Consider the following 18,572-nt stretch of genomic DNA (forward strand, 5'->3'; position numbering starts at 1 on the left):
CGCCGGTGGTGCGGCGCGTCTGCCCGGCGATTCACATCAGCGGCGAATAGCGGGCAGACGGCCAGAAGCATCAGTGTAAACGGCGGGCGTCGATGATATCAGAGACCTGGTTCAGCCGCGCCAGCACCCGTCCCAGCACCTGATGGTTATAAATCTCGATATCCATGTCGATGGTTGCCAGCTGCTTTTTGGTATCGCTGCGGCTCGACACGCCCAGCACATTGACCTTTTCATTGGCGAGGATGGTGGTGATATCCCGCAGCAATCCGCTGCGATCGTTGGCCGTCACCCGTACCACCAGCGAGTAACCGCTGGAGTAACTTTCGCCCCATACTGCGTCAACAATACGTTCCGGCGCATGGGAGATCAGCTCCGCCAGCTGGTCACAGTCGGCACGGTGAATCGAAATACCGCGCCCCTGGGTGATGAAGCCGACGATATCATCACCCGGAATCGGCTGGCAGCAACGCGCAATGTGGTGCATCAGGTTGCCCACGCCTTCCACCACCACGCGCCCGCTCTCTTTGCGTGACGGTGGAGTGTAAGATTTCTGGGTTAACTGGCGCAGCGCTTCGCGATCTTCCTCTTCGGCGCTCGGCTTGTTGAGCTTCGCCTGCAGGAAGTTCACCATCTGATTAAGGCGAATATCGCCACCGCCAATCGCCGCCAGTAACTCCTCCAGAGAGGTGACGTTATAGCGCGGCAGCAGCAACTTCTCGGCTTCACGCAGGCTGATATCGAGCTGGTTCAGCTCGTTATCCAGAATCTGTCGTCCGGCGATGATGTTCTTATCGCGATCCTGCTTACGGAACCAGTTGTGAATCTTCGAGCGGCCACGGCTGGTGGTGATGTAACCGAGGTTGGGATTGAGCCAGTCACGGCTCGGGTTCGGCTGTTTCTGGGTGATCACTTCAACCTGATCGCCCATCTGAAGCTGATAGGTAAACGGCACGATGCGGCCGCCGATTTTGGCACCGATGCAGCGGTGACCGATATCACTGTGGATGTGGTAAGCGAAGTCGAGCGGCGTTGAGCCGGCGGGCAGATCCACCACATCCCCTTTCGGCGTAAAGACGTAAACCCGATCGTCAAATACCTGGCTGCGCACCTCTTCCAGCAGTTCACCGGAATCCGCCATCTCTTCCTGCCAGCTGATCAGCTTACGCAGCCAGGCGATACGCTCTTCGTGACCCGCCGCGCCGCGTGCGCTGCTGGAGGTCGGGCCTTCTTTGTATTTCCAGTGCGCTGCCACGCCCAGTTCGGCATCTTCATGCATCTGGCGGGTACGGATCTGAATCTCCACCGTTTTGCCCTGCGGGCCTAACACCACGGTGTGAATCGACTGGTAACCATTGGGCTTAGGATTTGCCACGTAGTCATCAAACTCGCTCGGCAGATGACGATAAAGCGTGTGTACCGTGCCCAGCGCGCCGTAACAATCCTGTAAGCGTTCGGCCACGATGCGCACCGCCCGCACGTCGAACAGCTCATCAAACGCCAGCGACTTCTTCTGCATCTTGCGCCAGATGCTGTAGATATGTTTCGGTCGGCCATAGACTTCGGCGCGTACGCCCTCTTTGGCCATCTCTTTGCGCAGGTTGCTGACGAAGTTGTCGATGTACTGCTCACGGTCAATGCGCCGCTCATGCAGCAGTTTGGCGATGCGTTTGTATTCATCGGGATGCAGATAGCGGAAGCAGTAATCTTCCAGCTCCCACTTCAGCTGACCAATGCCGAGCCGGTTGGCCAGCGGCGCATAGATGTTGGTGCTTTCTTTGGCGGCCAGTACCCGCTCATCTTCCGGCGCGTCTTTCATTTCGCGCAGGTTCATGATGCGCTCGGCCAGTTTGAGCACCACGCAGCGGAAATCTTCTACCATCGCCAGCAGCATCCGGCGAACGTTATCCACCTGCTCGGAGGCCATCGAATCATTGTGAATCGCTTTCAGCTGACGGATCGCATCCATATCGCGCACGCCATGCACCAGCGAGACAATGCCTTTGCCCACCGTTTTTTCCAGATCTTCTTCGCTCACCACTTCATCGTTAGCCAGCGGGAAGATCAGCGCCGCACACAGGCTTTCAATATCCATACTGAGCATCGAGAGGATTTCGACCATCTCGATGCCGCGCCACAGCAGCAGCGATTGATCGGGATGGCCCTGGGTTTGCGCTTCACAGTAGCGCCAGGTTTCGGCGACGCGTTGACATGATTGCGGGTTAGCAATACCGAGACTGGCGATCCACTGGTCGAGGGCAAATTCCCCCTCAGTATTTAAATGCGCACTTCTGACCGCAACCATATCCTCTCCTGCACAGCGACTTAGCCCATCGCTTATGTTTTCTTGAACAGCACCATGGATTCGAGATGACGGGTATGTGGGAACATATCCAGCATCGCGACCCTTTCCAATTGGTAGCCCGCCGACAGCAATGTCTGGCTGTCGCGCGCGAGTGTGGTGGGATTACACGAAACATAGACCACGCGTTCTGGTGCAAGTTTAACCACATGCGCCATCACACCTGCAGCCCCGGCACGGGCCGGATCGAGTAATACCTTGTTAAATCCCTGTGCCGCCCACGGCTGGCGCGACACCTCTTCCTCCAGGTTATGCTGGAAAAAGCGGACATTTTTAAGATTATTCAATTCAGCATTATACGCTGCCTGCCGCACTAATGCTGCAATGCCCTCCACACCAACCACATTTTGTACGAAGATTCCGATAGGAAGAGTGAAGTTCCCCATCCCGCAAAACAGGTCCAGTACCTGGTCTTCCGGCTGCAGATCGAGCCAGCTTATCGCCTGCGCCACCATCTGCTGATTCACCCTATCGTTAACCTGAATAAAATCCTGTGGACTGAAGGTTAGCTTAAGTTGATGAGAGTGATAGAACGGCGTCGCTGCGGTTAACGGCGTTACTTTCTCATCACCCGCATCCAGAAACAGCATCAGCTGATGCTTATGCGAAAACTGTTCCAGTTTTTCACGATCGTCAGCCTGCAACGCATCAAGATGTCGCAGGATCATCAGCGGACCGTTGTCCGCCTGCACCAGTTCAACGTGGCCGAGACGCCTGACGGCACGTAAGCCGCTCAGACAGTGGCGTAGCGGGAGAATTAACGCCTCAAGTTCGGGCATCAAAATGGGGCACTGATGGATATCGACCAGATCGTTGCTCGCTTCCTGACGAAAACCCATCTGCAGGCGCTGCTGCTTGTTCTGCCACTGCAGGCCCAGCCGGGCACGACGGCGATAGCCCCAGGGTTCACCGGCTATCACTTCATCGACCGCCACCGGCTGCTGTGCCGCCTGACTCAGCATCCGGCTCAGCGCCTGGGCTTTGCTTTGCTGTTGCAGAGCCACCTCCACATGCTGCTGCTGGCAGCCGCCGCAACGCTCAAAATGGGGACAGCGCGGCGTGACGCGTGCCGGACTGCTGTTTAACAGCCGCGTCACTTTCGCTCGGGCAAATTGCCGTTTATCCTCTGTCAGCATAATTTCGGCCTGTTCACCAGGTAGCGCACCGCTGACAAAAATGGTTTTGCCTTTATGACGCGCCACGCCCTGACCGAACGGGTCCAGCTCGTCGATGGTGACGGTTATGCGTTGTTGCGGGGTGCTGCGCTGTTTTGCCGCGTAAAATTGCGCCATAGTATTGTTAATTCTCTTTCTCTGAAACGATGTGCACAGGTTTGTCGACGGATGCACAGGGACGTTAATGCCGGAGTAGCCAGGCGACTATTATGACCAAATACAGCCTGCGGGCGCGAATGATGATTTTAATTCTGGCACCCACCCTGATGGTTGGCCTGCTGCTCAGCTCATTTTTTGTGGTGCATCGCTACAACGAACTGCAGCGGCAGGTGATGGATGCCGGCGCCAACATTATCGAACCGCTGGCGATCTCCAGCGAATACAGCATGACCTGGCATAACCGCGATGCGATGCGCGAACTGGTCAGCCTGCTGCATCGCCGTCACTCCGGTATCGTCCGGGCAATTTCGGTGTTCGACAACCATAACCAGCTCTACGTCACCTCCAATAACAAACAGAACCTGAGCCTGCTGCAACAGGATGATATCCGCGCCCTGCCTGATGATGTCTCGATGGAACGTCACGGCAGCGTGCTGATTCTGCGCACCCCGATTACCACTGAACGTTATGACGTCGATGAACTGCCGGACGAAGATGCCAAACCGGCCGGTAATCCACTCGGCTATGTCGCCATCGAACTCGATCTGCAATCGGTACGGCTGCAGCAGTACAAAGAGGTGTTTGTCGCCACGCTGATGCTGCTGTTTTGCCTCTGTATTGCGATGCTGTTCGCCTATCGCCTGATGCGCGACGTCACCGGCCCGATCCGCAACATGGTCACCACCGTGGACCGGATTCGTCGCGGTCAGCTCGACAGCCGGGTTGAGGGTTACATGCTGGGCGAACTGAGCATTCTGAAAAACGGCATTAATGCGATGGCGATGTCGCTCACCGCCTATCACGAAGAGATGCAGCACAATATCGATCAGGCCACTTATGACCTGCGTGAGACGCTGGAGCAGCTGGAGATTCAGAACGTCGAGCTGGACCTGGCGAAAAAACGGGCCCAGGAAGCGGCCCGCATCAAGTCAGAGTTCTTAGCCAATATGTCGCATGAACTGCGTACCCCGCTGAATGGCGTGCTGGGCTTTACCCGTCAGATGCTCAAGACCCAGCTGCGCGCCACCCAGCGTGATTACATGCAGACCATCGAACGCTCGGCCAACAATCTGCTCAGCATTATCAACGACGTGCTCGACTTCTCGAAGCTGGAAGCGGGCAAGCTGATGCTGGAAGCGATCCCCTTCCCGCTGCGCGCCACGCTGGATGAAACCCTGGTGCTGCTGGCACCTTCGGCCCATGACAAAGGTCTGGAGCTGACGGTGGTGTGCGACAGCAGCGTGCCGGATAACGTGATTGGCGATGCGCTGCGGCTGCAGCAGATCCTGATCAACCTGATTGGCAACGCCATTAAATTTACCGAAAAGGGCACCATTGGCCTGCGCGTCGGACAGCGGGTGATCACCCATACCCGGGTCGAGCTGGAGATTCAGGTCGAGGATACCGGCATCGGCATTTCTGAGCAGCAGCAGACCCAACTGTTCCAGGCGTTTCGTCAGGCGGACGCCAGCATTTCACGCCGTCACGGCGGCACCGGACTGGGGCTGGTGATCACCCAGAAGCTGGTACGGGAGATGGGCGGCGAAATCACCTTTAGCAGCGAGCCGGATCACGGCTCGACCTTTGTGATTCGGGTACAGCTGGATCTCAATCCGAATGCGCCCGGTATGCCGCGGGTGCTGGAGGCGCTGTCCCATGCGCGTATCGCCTATGTGGAAGCCAATCCCGCTGTCGCCCGGGCGGCGCTGGAGATGTTAAGCGCGACGCCGCTGCAGATCGATTACAGCGAAACGCTGGAAGGATTAAGCGAGACGCACTATCCGCTGCTGCTGATGGCAATGCCGGTTACGGTCAGCCAGCATCAGCTGCTGGCTGAAAGCCAGATTAATGCGCTGCTGGATCGGGCCGATCATGTCCTGATGGCGCTGCCCAGCCCGATGATGCTGCTGGCCGATGAGCTGAAAGTCCGTGGCATTGATGGCTGTATCGCCAAACCGGTTTCCCTGACCCGTCTGCTGCCGATGCTGGTTGATTTGCATACCCGCCAGATCAGCGAACTGCCGCTGTCGCCACGCTTGCCGTTGACCGTCATGGCGGTGGATGACAATCCGGCCAATCTCAAGCTGATCGGCGCCTTGCTGGAGGAGCAGGTGCAGCGCATCGTGCTGTGTAACAGCGCCGAACACGCGATTCGCGAAGCCCGCCAGCAGGCGCTGGACGTGATTCTGATGGATATTCAGATGCCGGACATTGATGGTATTCGCGCCAGTGAAATCATCCGCAGCCTGCCGCACCATGCCAGCACGCCGATTGTCGCCGTTACCGCCCATGCGATTGATGGCGAGCGGGAGCAGTTGATTAAGGCGGGGATGAATGACTATCTGGCGAAGCCGATTGATGAAAGCAAATTAAGTCAGCTGCTGGCACGCTACACGCCGCCGCCGCCGGTGGTCGTGCCGGAACTGCCCAACATACTGCCGACGCTCGACTGGCAGCTGGCGCTGCGACAGGCGGCAAACAAGCCGGATCTGGCGCGCGATCTGCTGCGGATGCTGCTGGAGTTTTTACCGGAAGTCCATGCAAAGATGGCGCAGTTTATGACCAGCAATGAGGTCAGTGCGCTGCGTGAGATCATCCATAAACTGCACGGCAGCGCCAGCTACAGCGGCGTGCCACGCATGAAGCAGCTCTGTCATCAGCTGGAGCGTGAACTGCACCATGCCAGCGATATTGCTGCGCTGGAACCTGAACTGCTGGAATTGCAGGATGAGATGGAGAACGTTGCCAGAGAAGCCCGGCGGGTGCTGGGCGTCGAATAGCGGCCGTTGATGCGGCGGCTCAGGCCGGCGTCGTGGCCTGCAAGGCGGCATCATGGCCTGCCGGACGGCAATATGGCGCGCAGGACGACGGCCGCGTGCTGCGCCATCACTCTCAGCGACGCAGATCACGCCCGCCCTCGCACGCAGGCTAGCGGAAACCGGCCAGCTTCAGCGTAGCCGCAACGTTACGTGCGGTCAGCTGAACGTTATTTCCGGCGCTGGCCAGCGCATCTTCCAGCGAACAGATGCTGTAGAGCACGCTGAACACCGCATCCAGACCGTGCTGATGCACTACGCCGACATCCGCCGTCAGGCTGCCGGCAATGCCAATCACCGGTTTATTAAAGCGCTTTGCCACGCTGGCCACACCAATCGGCACCTTGCCATTAATACTCTGACTGTCGATGCGTCCTTCACCGGTAATCACCAGATCGGCATCCTTCACCTGCTCTGCCAGCCCCAGCGCTTCGGTGACAATCTCAATCCCGCGGCGTAAATCTGCCTGACAAAATGCGTGCAGCGCCGCGCCCATACCGCCCGCTGCACCGCCGCCGGGAATATGCAGCACATCCATATCGAGATCGCGCTGAATAATCGCTGCGTAATGGGTCAGCGCCTGATCGAGCTGCTGCACCAGCGCGGGCGTCGCGCCTTTTTGCGGACCAAAAATCGCCGATGCCCCCTCTTTACCGGTCAGCGGATTGGTCACGTCACAGGCCACCTCGATGCGACACTCGGCAATGCGGCTATCCAGCTGGCTGATATCAATGCTGGCGAGATCGGGCAGCGCGCCGCCACCATAACCGATTTCACCGCCCTGCGCGTCCAGCAGTCGCGCCCCCAGCGCCTGCATCATGCCCGCGCCGCCGTCGTTGGTGGCGCTGCCGCCGATGCCGATAATGATATGATCAACGCCCTTGTCCAGCGCGCTCTTGATCAGTTCACCGGTGCCGAAGGAGGTGGTCACCAGCGGATCGCGCTGCGCAGCAGGCACCCGTTCAAGGCCGCTGGCCGCCGCCATTTCGATATAGGCGGTGCGTTCATCACCGGACAAACCATAAAACGCGTCAACCTGCGCGCCAAGCGGCCCGGTAACCTTCAACCTGACGATTTTTCCTTTCGTCGCCGCCACCATCGCTTCTACCGTGCCTTCGCCACCGTCGGCGACCGGTATTTTCAGGTAGTGCGCATCGGGAAAGATTTCACGGAAACCCGCTTCAATCGCCGATGCCACCTCCAGGGCGGATAAACTCTCTTTATATGAATCCGGTGCGATTACGATTTTCATAGGCAATCCGAGCGCTGTTAAGTGATTGAAATGCTCTGAAACCAGTCCGGCATCCCCAGACACCGGCACCGGGTTTTAGCGGGCGATTTCAACCTTCGCTAACTTCTCATAATAGCAGGCAAGCGCACTGTGGTCGGCGGAACCCTGACCATCATTACGCAGCGCCTGCATCATCTCCATCACCGCCGCCGTCAGCGGCAGATGCGCGCCAATGCCGTGTGAGGTATCCAGCGCATTCGCCAGATCCTTGATATGCAGATCGATACGGAAGCCGGGTTTGAAGTTGCGATCCATCACCATCGGTGCTTTGGCATCCAGCACGGTACTGCCCGCCAGGCCGCCACGGATCGCTTGGTAAACCAGATCCGGGTTCACGCCCGCTTTGGTTGCCAGCGATAACGCCTCAGACATCGCGGCAATGTTCAGCGCCACAATCACCTGGTTCGCCAGTTTGGTGACGTTGCCCGCGCCGATATCGCCGGTATGAACGACCGAGCCCGCCATCGCTTTCATGATGTCGTAGCAGGTATCGAATACCGCTTTATCGCCGCCCACCATCACAGAGAGCGTGCCTTCAATCGCTTTGGGCTCGCCACCGCTGACCGGCGCATCCAGCATTTTGATCCCTTTTTCTGCCAGCGCATCATGGACTTCACGGCTCGCCAGCGGCGCAATGGAGCTCATATCGATGACCACCAGGCCTGGCTTCGCCCCTTCAATAATGCCATTTTTACCCAGACAGACTTCGATGACCTGCGGCGAGTTGGGCACCATGGTAATCACCACATCGCACTGCTCAGCCACCTCTTTTGGCGATTTCGCCACGGTCGCGCCCAGTTCAGTCAGTTCCGCTTCGTTTTCAGCGTTATGATCGCGCACTACCAGCGAATAACCGGCTTTCACCAGGTTTTTACTCATGGGTTTGCCCATAATACCCAGGCCGATAAATCCAATTTTCATTGCGTTTCCCCTTGATTGATTAACGCTTAAATTTGTCGCATAACGCCTGCGTGGCGTTGCGGAACACACCGAGATCGCTGCCGACCGCTACGAAGGTCGCGCCCCATTCCAGATAGCGCCGTGCATCCGCTTCTACCGGTGCCAGAATGCCGCTCGGCTTACCGGCGGCTTTGGCGCGTTCAAAGATATGTTTAATCACCTTCAGCACTTCCGGGTGCGCCGGCTGGCCAAGATAGCCGAGCGCGGCGGAGAGATCGCCGGGACCCACGAAGATGCCATCAACGCCTTCAACCGCAGCAATGGCGTCAATGTTGTCCACCGCCTGCTGGGTTTCGATCTGCACCAGCACCGTGATGTTGTCGTTGATGCTGCTGTTGTAATCCGGCAGGGTGCCGTACATGTTGCTGCGATGAGAGACCGACACGCCGCGAATGCCGGCAGGCGGATAGCGGGTGGAGGCCACTGCGCGCAGCGCTTCCTCTTCAGTCTCAACAAACGGCACCAGGAAGTTACTGAAGCCGATATCAAGCAGGCGCTTGATGATCACTGGCTCATTGCAGGGCGGACGTACCACCGGCGCGCTGTGACTGCCCTTGAGCGCCATCAGCTGCGGCACAAAGGTGGTGATGTCGTTGGGCGCATGTTCGCCATCCAGAACCAGCCAGTCAAAACCGGCCAGTCCTAAAATCTCTGTTGAGATCGGGCTGGCCAGCGCACACCAGCTACCAATCAGGGTTTCACCCGCTAATAAACGACGACGAAATCCATTCGGCCAGGCTGCATTACTCATGGTTAACTCCTGTGGCGGTGGCTCCGCAAGGGGAGCCGAAAAGGTTAACGTACCAGGCAGGGACGTTTATTGTCGTAGGTCCATCCTGGCACCAGAAATTGCATCGCCTGCGCATCATCACGCGCACCAAGGCCATGTTTCTGATACAGCGCATTGGCCTGCATCACCTGATCCATATCCAGCTCAACGCCGAGACCCGGTTTCTGCGGCACCTGCACCATGCCGCCTTTAATCTGGAACGGCTCTTTGGTCAGGCGCTGATTGCCTTCCTGCCAGATCCAGTGGGTATCAATCGCGGTGATGGCGCCCGGCGCGGCGGCGGCAACGTGGGTAAACATCGCCAGTGAAATGTCGAAGTGGTTATTGGAGTGCGAGCCCCAGGTCAGGCCGAAGTCGTGGCACATCTGCGCCACGCGCACCGAGCCCTGCATGGTCCAGAAATGCGGGTCAGCCAGCGGAATATCGACCGACTGCAGCGACAGCGTATGCCCCATCTGCCGCCAGTCGGTGGCGATCATGTTGGTGGCGGTCGGCATACCGGTCGCCCGGCGGAACTCCGCCATCACTTCGCGGCCCGAATAGCCCTGCTCCGCGCCACAGGGATCTTCAGCGTAAGCCAGCACATCTTTCAGCTGTTTACCCAGCATGATCGCTTCGTTGAGAGACCAGGCACCGTTAGGATCGAGCGTAATGCGCGCCTCAGGAAAACGCTTCGCCAGCGCGGTAACCGCTTCGGCTTCTTCGCCACCGCGCAGTACGCCGCCCTTGAGTTTGAAATCGTTGAAGCCATATTTTTCATACGCCGCTTCTGCCAGCCGCACCACCGTGTCCGGGGTTAACGCCTCTTCGTGACGCAGGCGATACCAGTCGCAGGGATCGCTCTCCTGGCTCTGATAGGGCAGAGAGGTCTTGCGGCGGTCGCCGACATAGAACAGATAGCCGAGCATCTCAACGCGGTCGCGCTGTTGCCCGTCGCCCAGCAGGGTCGCCACGTTAACGCCCAGATGCTGCCCCAGCAGATCCAGCATCGCCGCTTCAATGCCGGTCACGACGTGGATGGTGGTGCGCAGATCGAAGGTCTGCATGCCGCGCCCGCTGGCATCGCGATCCGCAAAGGTAGTGCGCACCAGGCTGAGAATATTTTTGTATTCGCCCACGGTTTTACCGATCACCAGCGAAGCCGCATCTTCCAGCGTCTGACGGATTTTTTCGCCGCCCGGAATCTCGCCGACGCCGGTATGACCGGCGTTATCTTTGATAATCACAATATTGCGGGTAAAAAACGGCGAATGCGCGCCGCTGAGGTTCAGCAACATGCTGTCGTGACCGGCAACCGGAATCACCTGCATGGCGGTCACTTTAGGTGTTGAACTCATCTCCTGCTCCTTATGCTGTTGCACGGCCAAAAGCCGGGCGCTTACGGTCGAATGTCCAACCGGGAATCAGATATTGCATCGCCGTGGCGTCGTTGCGGGCGCCAGCGGGCAGTGACTGGTAAAGCTGGTGGGCCTGATGCACGCGGTCCCAGTCAAGCTCAACGCCGAGGCCCGGCGCGTCCGGTACCGTGATTTTGCCGTTGCGGATTTGCAGCGGATTTTTGGTCAGGCGCTGATCGCCCTCCTGCCAGATCCAGTGAGTATCAATCGCGGTAGGATTGCCTGGCGCGGCGGCACCCACATGGGTGAACATCGCCAGCGAAATATCGAAGTGGTTATTGGAGTGGCAGCCCCAGGTCAGGCCCCAGTCGTCGCACAGCTGCGCCACCCGCACCGCACCGCTCATGGTCCAGAAATGGGGATCGGCTAACGGGATATCGACCGCGTTGAGCATCACCGCATGATTCATCTCGCGCCAGTTGGTGGCGATCATGTTTGTGGCGACCGGCAGACCGGTGGCGCGGCGAAACTCCGCCATCACCTCGCGTCCCGAATAGCCCTGCTCGGCACCACAGGGATCTTCAGCGTAAGTCAGCACATCCTGCATCCCTTTACAGAGCGCGATGGCTTCGTCCAGTAACCAGGCACCGTTGGGATCGACGGTAATGCGGGCGTCGGGAAAGCGCTGCTTCAGCGCCGCCGCGGTGGCAATCTCCTGCTCGCCCGGCAGCACGCCGCCTTTGAGTTTGAAATCTTTAAATCCGTATTTATCCGCAGCCGCCTCCGCCAGCCGTACCACCGCTTCGCTGGTCAGCGCTTCCTGATGACGCAGGTGATACCACTCATGGCTGGCCTGATCTCCGCTCAGATAGGGCAGATCGGTTTTGCGCCGATCGCCAAGGTAAAACAGATAGCCCAGCACCGTGACTTCATCACGCTGCTTGCCGGGACCGAGTAACTCCGCCACCGGGACGCCCAGCGACTGGCCTAGCAGATCGAGCAGTGCCGCTTCCAGCGCCGCCACCGCATTGACCCGCAGTTCAAACGTCCAGGCACCATTGCCGAAGGTGGTAAAGTCAGCCGACTGGTTGCCCTTATGCACCTGCTGCACCAGCCGGTTCATCCGGGCAATCTGCTGGCCTTTCACCTGCGGAATCGCCTCGATCAGGGTCTGATAGATGGTGTCGCCGCCGGGCGCTTCGCCGACGCCGGTATGCCCGGCGCTGTCGGTGAGCACCACAATGTTACGGGTGAAGCAGGCGCTGTGCGCACCGCCAATGTTAAGCAGCATGCTGTCATAACCGGCAACCGGGATAACCTGCATCTCTGTGATCACCGGCGAACTTTGCGTATTCATAATGCGTCCTTACCGGGCCAGGTTTTCAGTTCGACACGTTTAATATCGCCCGCAATCACCAGGAAGCTGAAGGCAGCGACAAAGGCATGAATACCGACATAAATCAGCGCGCCTTCAAAGGAACCGCTGGTGGCGATGATGTAACCGATAGCGATCGGCGTAACAATGCCAGAAAAGTTACCGAACATATTGAACAGGCCGCCGCTCAGGCCACTGATCTCTTTCGGTGCGGTATCCGCCATCACCGCCCAGCCCAGCGCACCAATCCCTTTACCAAAGAAGGCCAGCGCCATGAAGAACACCACCACCCATTCGGTTTCGGTGTAGTTACACATCACCATCGAAATAGAGAGCAGCATGCCAAGCACGATCGGCGTTTTACGCGCGATATTCAGCGAGCCGGTTTTGCGCATCAGCCAGTCGGAGATCACCCCGCCCAGCACGCCGCCGAGAAAGCCGCACACCGCAGGAATCGAGGCAATAAAGCCCGCTTTAAGAATCGACATGCCGCGCGCCTGCACCAGATAGACCGGGAACCAGGTAATAAAAAAGTAGGTTAAGGCGTTAACGCAGTATTGACCGAGGTAGATACCCAGCATCATGCGTGAGGTCAGCAGCTGTTTGATCTGGAACCACTTCTCGCTCCAGCCCACTTTGCGACCCTCTTTTTTGGCATCCATGTTGATCAGCGCACCGCCCTGCTCCATATACTCCAGCTCGGCTTTATTCACGCCCGGATGATCGGTGGGATCGTGGATGACCTTCAGCCAGATGAAGCTGAGGATGATGCCGAGTCCGCCCATGAACCAGAAGACGTGCGCCCAGCCCACGGAGGAGACCAGCCAGCCCATAATCGGTGCGAAGATCACGGTGGCGAAGTATTGCGCTGAGTTGAAGATCGCCACCGCCGTGCCGCGCTCCTGCGCCGGAAACCAGGCTGCAACAATGCGGCTGTTGCCAGGGAAGGAAGGCGCTTCGGCCAGTCCGACCAGGAAACGCAGGATAAACAGAGACATGATGATACCGAAGCCGCTGAACAGATCGACGAACCCTTGCAGGAAGGTAAACAGCGACCAGGTAAAGATGCTCCAGAAATAGACGCGTTTTGAGCCGAAACGATCGAGCAGCCAGCCGCCCGGAATCTGACCAATAACGTACGCCCATGAGAAGGCAGAGAAGATATAACCCAGTCCGACTGAATCGAGGCCAATATCTTTGGACATCGCCGAACCGGCAATCGAAATGGTTGCGCGGTCGCCGTAGTTGAATGAGGTGACAATAAATAACATCACCACAATCCAGTATCGGGCATTGGTGCGCTTCTGCACCGTTTCCGCGGTCTGGCTGAAACTATTCATGATGCACTCCTGAAATATAGCGTGAGCTACATTCGCTCTGACTGCATACACATCGCGTTGGGTATCAGAGAGAAGTTGGGTTAAACACGGCGATCTTTTTGTTTTGGCAAACTTTTCTTTACCCTTACTGTTTTGCGGCAGCCTGCCGGTAAAGGGTGCTGACCGGGGAACCGCGGCCGGTGCAACCTGCGACAGAATGGGTAAAGCGTCGTGACGGATAACCTGACTTTGGCTAACGGAAATCAGTATAAGAACACCCTGCGGCGATGACATTGGAGCATCGCCCTGGAATAGGATTGATGTTTACTGGATTATTTGGCGTTTGCACAGAATCCTGCGGCATGGCTCACGGAACCTGTAAATAACCGCCTCTCAACAGGCCGGAAAGCCGTTTTCCCCCTCTGTTTGTGAGGTTCTTCACTTGCTTTTGGATAATCGACCCAAAACGCCGCGACAAATCTTTTCAAAGCCGGTCAATTGCACAATGCACAGCCTGCAGCGCCTCCTTATACTGAAACTGGCAAACTGTGACAGCGACTATCACAACAACGCACCGCAAAAGTACGGTGCGACAGACCGGAAGGTGAGCGATGACCCCTACTACAACCGAACAACCGCTCTATATCAAAGTCCATGAGCTCGACAATGTCGCGATTGTGGTCAACAGCCTGGGCTTGCCCGCCGGCACCCGTTTCGCTGATGGCCTGACGCTGACGGAGCATGTGCCTCAGGGTCATAAAGTGGCGCTAAGCGCGATTGCGCAGGGCGCACCCATTCTGCGCTACGGTGAAGTGATCGGTTATGCGCTACGCGACATCGCCGAAGGGAGCTGGATAGATGAGTCGCTGGTGGCTCTGCCGGAAGCCCCGCCGCTTGAGAGCCTGCCGCTGGCGACCCAGGTGCCTGCCGAACTGCCGGCGCTGGAAGGCTATACCTTTGAAGGCTATCGCAACGCCGATGGCAGCGTCGGCACCCGTAACCTGCTCGGCATCACCACCAGCGTACACTGCGTGGCAGGCGTGGTTGACCATGTGGTACAGCTGATTGAACGCGATTTACTGCCGCGCTATCCCAATGTCGATGGCGTGGTGGCACTGAACCATCTTTATGGCTGCGGCGTGGCGATCAATGCGCCGGCGGCAGTGGTGCCGATTCGCACCATCCACAACCTGGCGCTGAACGCCAACTTCGGCGGCGAAGTGATGATTGTCAGTCTCGGCTGTGAAAAATTACAGCCGGAACGGCTGCTGACCGGCACGCCAGACGTGCAGCCGATCTCGCTGGAGGAGCATGACATTGTGCGGCTGCAGGATGAGAAGCTGGTTGGGTTCGGCGCGATGGTTGACGAAATTTTGCAGGTCGCCGAGCGACACCTGAAGCGACTGAATCAGCGCCAGCGCGAAACCTGTCCGGCTTCTGAGCTGGTTGTCGGCATGCAGTGCGGCGGCAGCGATGCCTTTTCGGGCGTGACGGCCAATCCTGCGGTTGGTTTCGCCTCCGATCTGCTGGTGCGCTGTGGCGCTACGGTGATGTTCTCGGAGGTCACTGAGGTGCGTGATGCGATTCATCTGCTGACGCCGCGCGTCATTAATGAAGAGGTTGGTAAGCGCTTACTGGAGGAGATGGCCTGGTATGATGACTACCTGAATCAGGGGCAGACCGATCGCAGCGCCAACCCGTCGCCTGGTAATAAAAAAGGCGGACTGGCAAACGTGGTGGAAAAAGCGCTCGGCTCGATCGCTAAATCGGGTCGCAGTGCGATTGTCGAAGTGCTGTCGCCAGGTCAGCGCCCTACCCGACGCGGCTTAATCTATGCCGCGACCCCAGCCAGCGATTTTGTCTGTGGCACCCAGCAGATGGCTTCCGGCATTACTCTGCAGGTGTTCACTACCGGACGCGGTACGCCGTACGGACTGGCGGCCATTCCGGTGATTAAGATGGCAACGCGTAATGCGCTGGCCGAGCGCTGGCACGATCTGATGGATATCAATGCCGGTACGATCGCCACCGGCGAAGAGAGCATTGAGCAGGTAGGCTGGCGGCTGTTTGAGTTGATTCTGGATATCGCCAGCGGTCGCAAACAGACCTGGTCAGATCGCTGGGGAATCCGCAATCAGCTGGCGGTGTTCAATCCGGCACCGGTGACCTGATTGGAGCCGGACCCGGCTGGCCGTGACGGCGGACCGGGCCAGCCGCATCAGCTAAAGAGGCTGGGATAAGAGAGCAGGCCTGGCGGAATTACAGCAGCGCGCCCCAGGCCTCAACCCAGGGAGAGGTCACCGCTTCCGGTTCCGGATTCTCACTGGCATCGACCAGCAGAACGTCGCCAACGCGCTGGGCGCTGTGTTCCTGCAACAATGCATCAAAAGTTTTACCCGCGCCACAAAAGTGGTCGTAGCTGCTGTCACCCAGCGCAATCACGCCATAACGTAGCGTTGGCTGATGACCCAGCTGATCTTTTACCGCGTGAAACAGCCCGGAAATGGTATCCGGAAAGTCGCCGTGTCCGGTTGTGGAGGTCACGATCAACGCAACGTCGCTGGCGTAAGCCTGCCAGTCTGCCAGCGTCGGATCTTCAAATACCGTCACGCTGTGGCCCTGCTGTTGCAGAATCGGCTCTGCCTCTTCCGCCACTAACAGCGCATTGCCATATACCGTGCCTACAAAAATGCCAATCTTTGCCATCTGCCTTCTCCGTTATTCTGAAACCTTATCCTCTCCTGGCGCCGCAGCAAACTCAACCCGCGGTACCTCAGGAATGCAATCCTGCCAGCCAAACTGCGTCATCAGGTTCTGCCAGACGCTATCCAGACCGGCTCGAATCAGCAGCGGCTCGCCGGTCACCGGATGGGTCAGCGCCAGACTGCTGGCGTGCAACATCAGGCGGTTAGCCCCGAAGTGCTCTGCCGCGCCGCGATTCTGGCGCAGGTCGCCGTGGGCGGAGTCGCCGATAATCGGATGACGCAGGTGCGACATGTGACGCCGCAACTGATGCTTGCGACCGGTTTTCGGTGACAGTTCCACCAGGCTATAGCGCGACGCAGGATAACGGCCAATGCCCACCGGCATCTCCACCGTAGCCAGCGACTGATAATCCGTGACCGCTGGCTGCGCGGTGCGCGCTTCAGTGGCGTGCTTATCGGCAATTTTGTCCAGCTCTTCCACCAGCGGGTAGTCCAGCGTACCGCCGGTTTCCAGCCAGCCGCGTAGCACCGCATGGTAGGTTTTCTGCATCTGGTGCTGCTCAAACTGTTGCGACAGCAGGCGTCCGACTTCACTGGATAATCCCATCAGCAATACGCCGGAAGTGGGACGATCCAGCCGGTGCGCGGTAAAGACATGCTGACCGATCTGATCGCGCACCGTCTGCATCACAAACACCGTTTCATGCCGGTCCAGCCAGCTGCGATGCACCAGCCAGCCACTGGGTTTGTTGACCGCCACCAGCCACTCGTCCTGATAAATGATTTCCAGCATCAGACAGCCGCATCCTTGAGTAACGCATCAAGCTGACGCAGCGTCAGCAACAGCGGCGCAACGCCGGGCTGGTCAGGCACCAGTGCCACTTCATAATAGGGGGCAACCGCAAAGTTTTTCGGCAGCGGATGCCGGGCAGCAATCAGGGCGTGCATACGGGGAATCAACACCCATTGCAGCCATTGCAGCGGTTCAAGGGTATCCAGGCAAAACGGTTCGCGGCTGTCGAAGGCGCTGGCTTCAGGGGGCGTGCTTTGCCAGAGATCGTGCTCACGCAACACCGCTTCAACCTGCTCCAGCCGTTGCATAATCAATTGTTCAGGGGTCATGCGCCACCTCCAGCGGGCAGTAAAAAAACGGGCGGCAAGCATATCACTTGTTGGCGCAGGCACAAAAAAAGGGAGCACTGTATAAACAGTGCTCCCGGTTCGTTTGCAGCCATCCCGCTACGTTAATGCTCCCTGCTCTTCCCTGACAACTTTTCCAGTGCGAACTCCAGTCGCGCATCATCCTGATGAATCCTTAGCATCCTGGCCCACCACCTCTTCTGAGGGGCTCTCATTCTCCATCCTGGAGGTGTCCCTTACTCAATCCTGAGCGATCCTGTTTCGTCCTGAAACCTTCCCTGTGACGTAAACTCCGTTACGTTCCTGCCTCATGGCTTATCCCCAATCCTGAGAATATCTGTTGTCCCCAGCATCCTGCCAGTGCGAAACATTCTGACAGAACGTTTTGTGCATACAAGTGACTAAAAGCGTAAGTTCAGTGTCTTAGTGACACAATTTCAGATTAACGCCATTAAGTCGATGATTCACAATCTTTTTACATCCGGGCCATCCGGATGTCTCAAGTGATATCTGACGATCTCTCACACAGCTTGTAAGAGATATCTCACAACAACTCAGGGTGATCACTGCATATCACGCGCTAACCGGCTGTAATGATTTAAGAAATATCTCAATACTTTCCGCTAAAACCTCGCGCTTTTTACCACCAGGCTGCTCAAGTATCACTTCCCCACTGAGATTTGATAACGAGATAATCGCCTGCTCTGACTCGGTGGTGGCGATAAACAGGGTGGGTGACTGACGTAACCGGCGCTGCATCAGTAAATGACCAATCAGATTCTCCTGTAACCGCAGAAAATCCTCTTCACTCCAGACCTGCAACAGCGTCAGGTTTTGCTGGCCGAAGCGGGCTTGCATGTCTCCGGCAAACTGGGTGGTATAAAACGCGGTTATCTGCGGCTGCAACTGCAGGTCGATCGCTCGCCCCACTGCATCCAGGCTGGGCGGTAGCGTAAAAGGTTGTGGCTGCCACAGAACCTGCTGGTCGCGGTCTTCCAGCGCACAGGGCGACGGTACGCCATAAAGATCGCTGCTGGCGGGCGCATGGCCAGCGTGCTGGTGCCAGTACTGACAATAGCGGGTAGTAAAGTCGCGCAATGCGGCGGCAGTGTGCTGCGTCATTCATATTCTCACTTCTGATAGGTT

The 18,572-nt window shown here is 57.7% G+C and carries 14 protein-coding genes; 2 read left to right on the forward strand and 12 right to left on the reverse strand.

Annotated features, from left to right (window positions below):
- Nucleotides 1-70: 70 nt before the first annotated feature.
- Entirely contained in the window at nt 71-2,302 is a 2,232-nt protein-coding gene (relA, locus tag ACX3P5_RS14630; RefSeq protein WP_233987272.1) for a GTP diphosphokinase, read from the reverse strand.
- Nucleotides 2,303-2,334: 32 nt separating this feature from the next.
- Nucleotides 2,335-3,651 carry a 23S rRNA (uracil(1939)-C(5))-methyltransferase RlmD gene (rlmD, locus tag ACX3P5_RS14635; protein WP_458968917.1) on the reverse strand — a complete coding sequence of 439 codons (1,317 nt, stop codon included), beginning with the start codon at nt 3,649-3,651 and terminating at the stop codon, nt 2,335-2,337.
- Nucleotides 3,652-3,743: 92 nt separating this feature from the next.
- On the opposite strand from rlmD, the gene barA reads away from it, so the two are divergent.
- A complete protein-coding gene (barA, locus tag ACX3P5_RS14640) occupies nt 3,744-6,473 on the forward strand; it encodes a two-component sensor histidine kinase BarA (RefSeq protein WP_233987270.1) in 2,730 nt (909 codons plus the stop codon).
- A 148-nt stretch (nt 6,474-6,621) separates the two neighbouring features.
- Here barA and ACX3P5_RS14645 read toward each other — a convergent pair whose 3' ends face one another.
- The 6 genes from ACX3P5_RS14645 to ACX3P5_RS14670 form a co-directional block, all read right to left on the reverse strand.
- Nucleotides 6,622-7,761, reverse strand: a complete 1,140-nt coding sequence (locus tag ACX3P5_RS14645; protein ID WP_336756391.1) for a glycerate kinase — start codon at nt 7,759-7,761, stop codon at nt 6,622-6,624.
- Nucleotides 7,762-7,836: 75 nt separating this feature from the next.
- Entirely contained in the window at nt 7,837-8,721 is an 885-nt protein-coding gene (gene garR, locus ACX3P5_RS14650; RefSeq protein WP_233987268.1) for a 2-hydroxy-3-oxopropionate reductase, read from the reverse strand.
- Between the two features lie 19 nt (nt 8,722-8,740).
- The gene (gene garL / locus ACX3P5_RS14655) at nt 8,741-9,511 is read right to left on the reverse strand and encodes a 2-dehydro-3-deoxyglucarate aldolase (RefSeq protein WP_233987267.1); all 771 of its coding nucleotides are present in this window, start codon (nt 9,509-9,511) and stop codon (nt 8,741-8,743) included.
- A gap of 44 nt (nt 9,512-9,555) precedes the next feature.
- Complete coding sequence (gudD, locus tag ACX3P5_RS14660; protein ID WP_293002288.1) at nt 9,556-10,887, reverse strand: glucarate dehydratase; 1,332 nt, start codon at nt 10,885-10,887, stop codon at nt 9,556-9,558.
- A gap of 10 nt (nt 10,888-10,897) precedes the next feature.
- Complete coding sequence (locus ACX3P5_RS14665) at nt 10,898-12,244, reverse strand: enolase C-terminal domain-like protein (RefSeq protein WP_458968918.1); 1,347 nt, start codon at nt 12,242-12,244, stop codon at nt 10,898-10,900.
- Entirely contained in the window at nt 12,241-13,602 is a 1,362-nt protein-coding gene (locus tag ACX3P5_RS14670; protein WP_233987264.1) for an MFS transporter, read from the reverse strand. The genes ACX3P5_RS14665 and ACX3P5_RS14670 overlap by 4 nt, the downstream gene beginning before the upstream one ends.
- A gap of 590 nt (nt 13,603-14,192) precedes the next feature.
- Between ACX3P5_RS14670 and garD the strand changes: the two genes are divergently transcribed.
- Nucleotides 14,193-15,752: a galactarate dehydratase gene (gene garD, locus ACX3P5_RS14675; protein WP_233987263.1), complete on the forward strand. Its 1,560-nt coding sequence runs from the start codon at nt 14,193-14,195 to the stop codon at nt 15,750-15,752.
- Between the two features lie 88 nt (nt 15,753-15,840).
- Here garD and ACX3P5_RS14680 read toward each other — a convergent pair whose 3' ends face one another.
- From ACX3P5_RS14680 to syd, 4 genes are all read right to left on the reverse strand, one after another.
- Complete coding sequence (locus ACX3P5_RS14680) at nt 15,841-16,287, reverse strand: flavodoxin (protein ID WP_094120838.1); 447 nt, start codon at nt 16,285-16,287, stop codon at nt 15,841-15,843.
- Between the two features lie 12 nt (nt 16,288-16,299).
- Nucleotides 16,300-17,079, reverse strand: coding sequence for a tRNA pseudouridine(65) synthase TruC (gene truC / locus ACX3P5_RS14685; protein ID WP_233987262.1), 780 nt, complete (start codon nt 17,077-17,079; stop codon nt 16,300-16,302).
- Nucleotides 17,079-17,408, reverse strand: coding sequence for a YqcC family protein (locus tag ACX3P5_RS14690; protein ID WP_233987261.1), 330 nt, complete (start codon nt 17,406-17,408; stop codon nt 17,079-17,081). The genes truC and ACX3P5_RS14690 overlap by 1 nt, the downstream gene beginning before the upstream one ends.
- 591 nt (nt 17,409-17,999) lie before the next feature.
- Nucleotides 18,000-18,548 (reverse strand): SecY-interacting protein, encoded by a 549-nt coding sequence (gene syd, locus ACX3P5_RS14695; protein ID WP_458968919.1) that lies wholly within the window; start codon nt 18,546-18,548, stop codon nt 18,000-18,002.
- Between the last annotated feature and the right edge of the window lie 24 nt (nt 18,549-18,572).

It is taken from the genome of Pantoea sp. S-LA4 (assembly GCF_054482835.1).

Bases quoted from the DNA above. Each gene is read 5' to 3' on its own strand.
- garD (WP_233987263.1), top strand. From the start codon at position 14,193: ATGACCCCTACTACAACCGAACAACCGCTCTATATCAAAGTCCATGAG.
- ACX3P5_RS14645 (WP_336756391.1), bottom strand. From the start codon at position 7,761: ATGAAAATCGTAATCGCACCGGATTCATATAAAGAGAGTTTATCCGCC.
- barA (WP_233987270.1), top strand. From the start codon at position 3,744: ATGACCAAATACAGCCTGCGGGCGCGAATGATGATTTTAATTCTGGCA.
- ACX3P5_RS14690 (WP_233987261.1), bottom strand. From the start codon at position 17,408: ATGACCCCTGAACAATTGATTATGCAACGGCTGGAGCAGGTTGAAGCG.
- truC (WP_233987262.1), bottom strand. From the start codon at position 17,079: ATGCTGGAAATCATTTATCAGGACGAGTGGCTGGTGGCGGTCAACAAA.
- ACX3P5_RS14665 (WP_458968918.1), bottom strand. From the start codon at position 12,244: ATGAATACGCAAAGTTCGCCGGTGATCACAGAGATGCAGGTTATCCCG.
- ACX3P5_RS14680 (WP_094120838.1), bottom strand. From the start codon at position 16,287: ATGGCAAAGATTGGCATTTTTGTAGGCACGGTATATGGCAATGCGCTG.
- syd (WP_458968919.1), bottom strand. From the start codon at position 18,548: ATGACGCAGCACACTGCCGCCGCATTGCGCGACTTTACTACCCGCTAT.
- relA (WP_233987272.1), bottom strand. From the start codon at position 2,302: ATGGTTGCGGTCAGAAGTGCGCATTTAAATACTGAGGGGGAATTTGCC.
- garL (WP_233987267.1), bottom strand. From the start codon at position 9,511: ATGAGTAATGCAGCCTGGCCGAATGGATTTCGTCGTCGTTTATTAGCG.
- rlmD (WP_458968917.1), bottom strand. From the start codon at position 3,651: ATGGCGCAATTTTACGCGGCAAAACAGCGCAGCACCCCGCAACAACGC.
- gudD (WP_293002288.1), bottom strand. From the start codon at position 10,887: ATGAGTTCAACACCTAAAGTGACCGCCATGCAGGTGATTCCGGTTGCC.
- garR (WP_233987268.1), bottom strand. From the start codon at position 8,721: ATGAAAATTGGATTTATCGGCCTGGGTATTATGGGCAAACCCATGAGT.
- ACX3P5_RS14670 (WP_233987264.1), bottom strand. From the start codon at position 13,602: ATGAATAGTTTCAGCCAGACCGCGGAAACGGTGCAGAAGCGCACCAAT.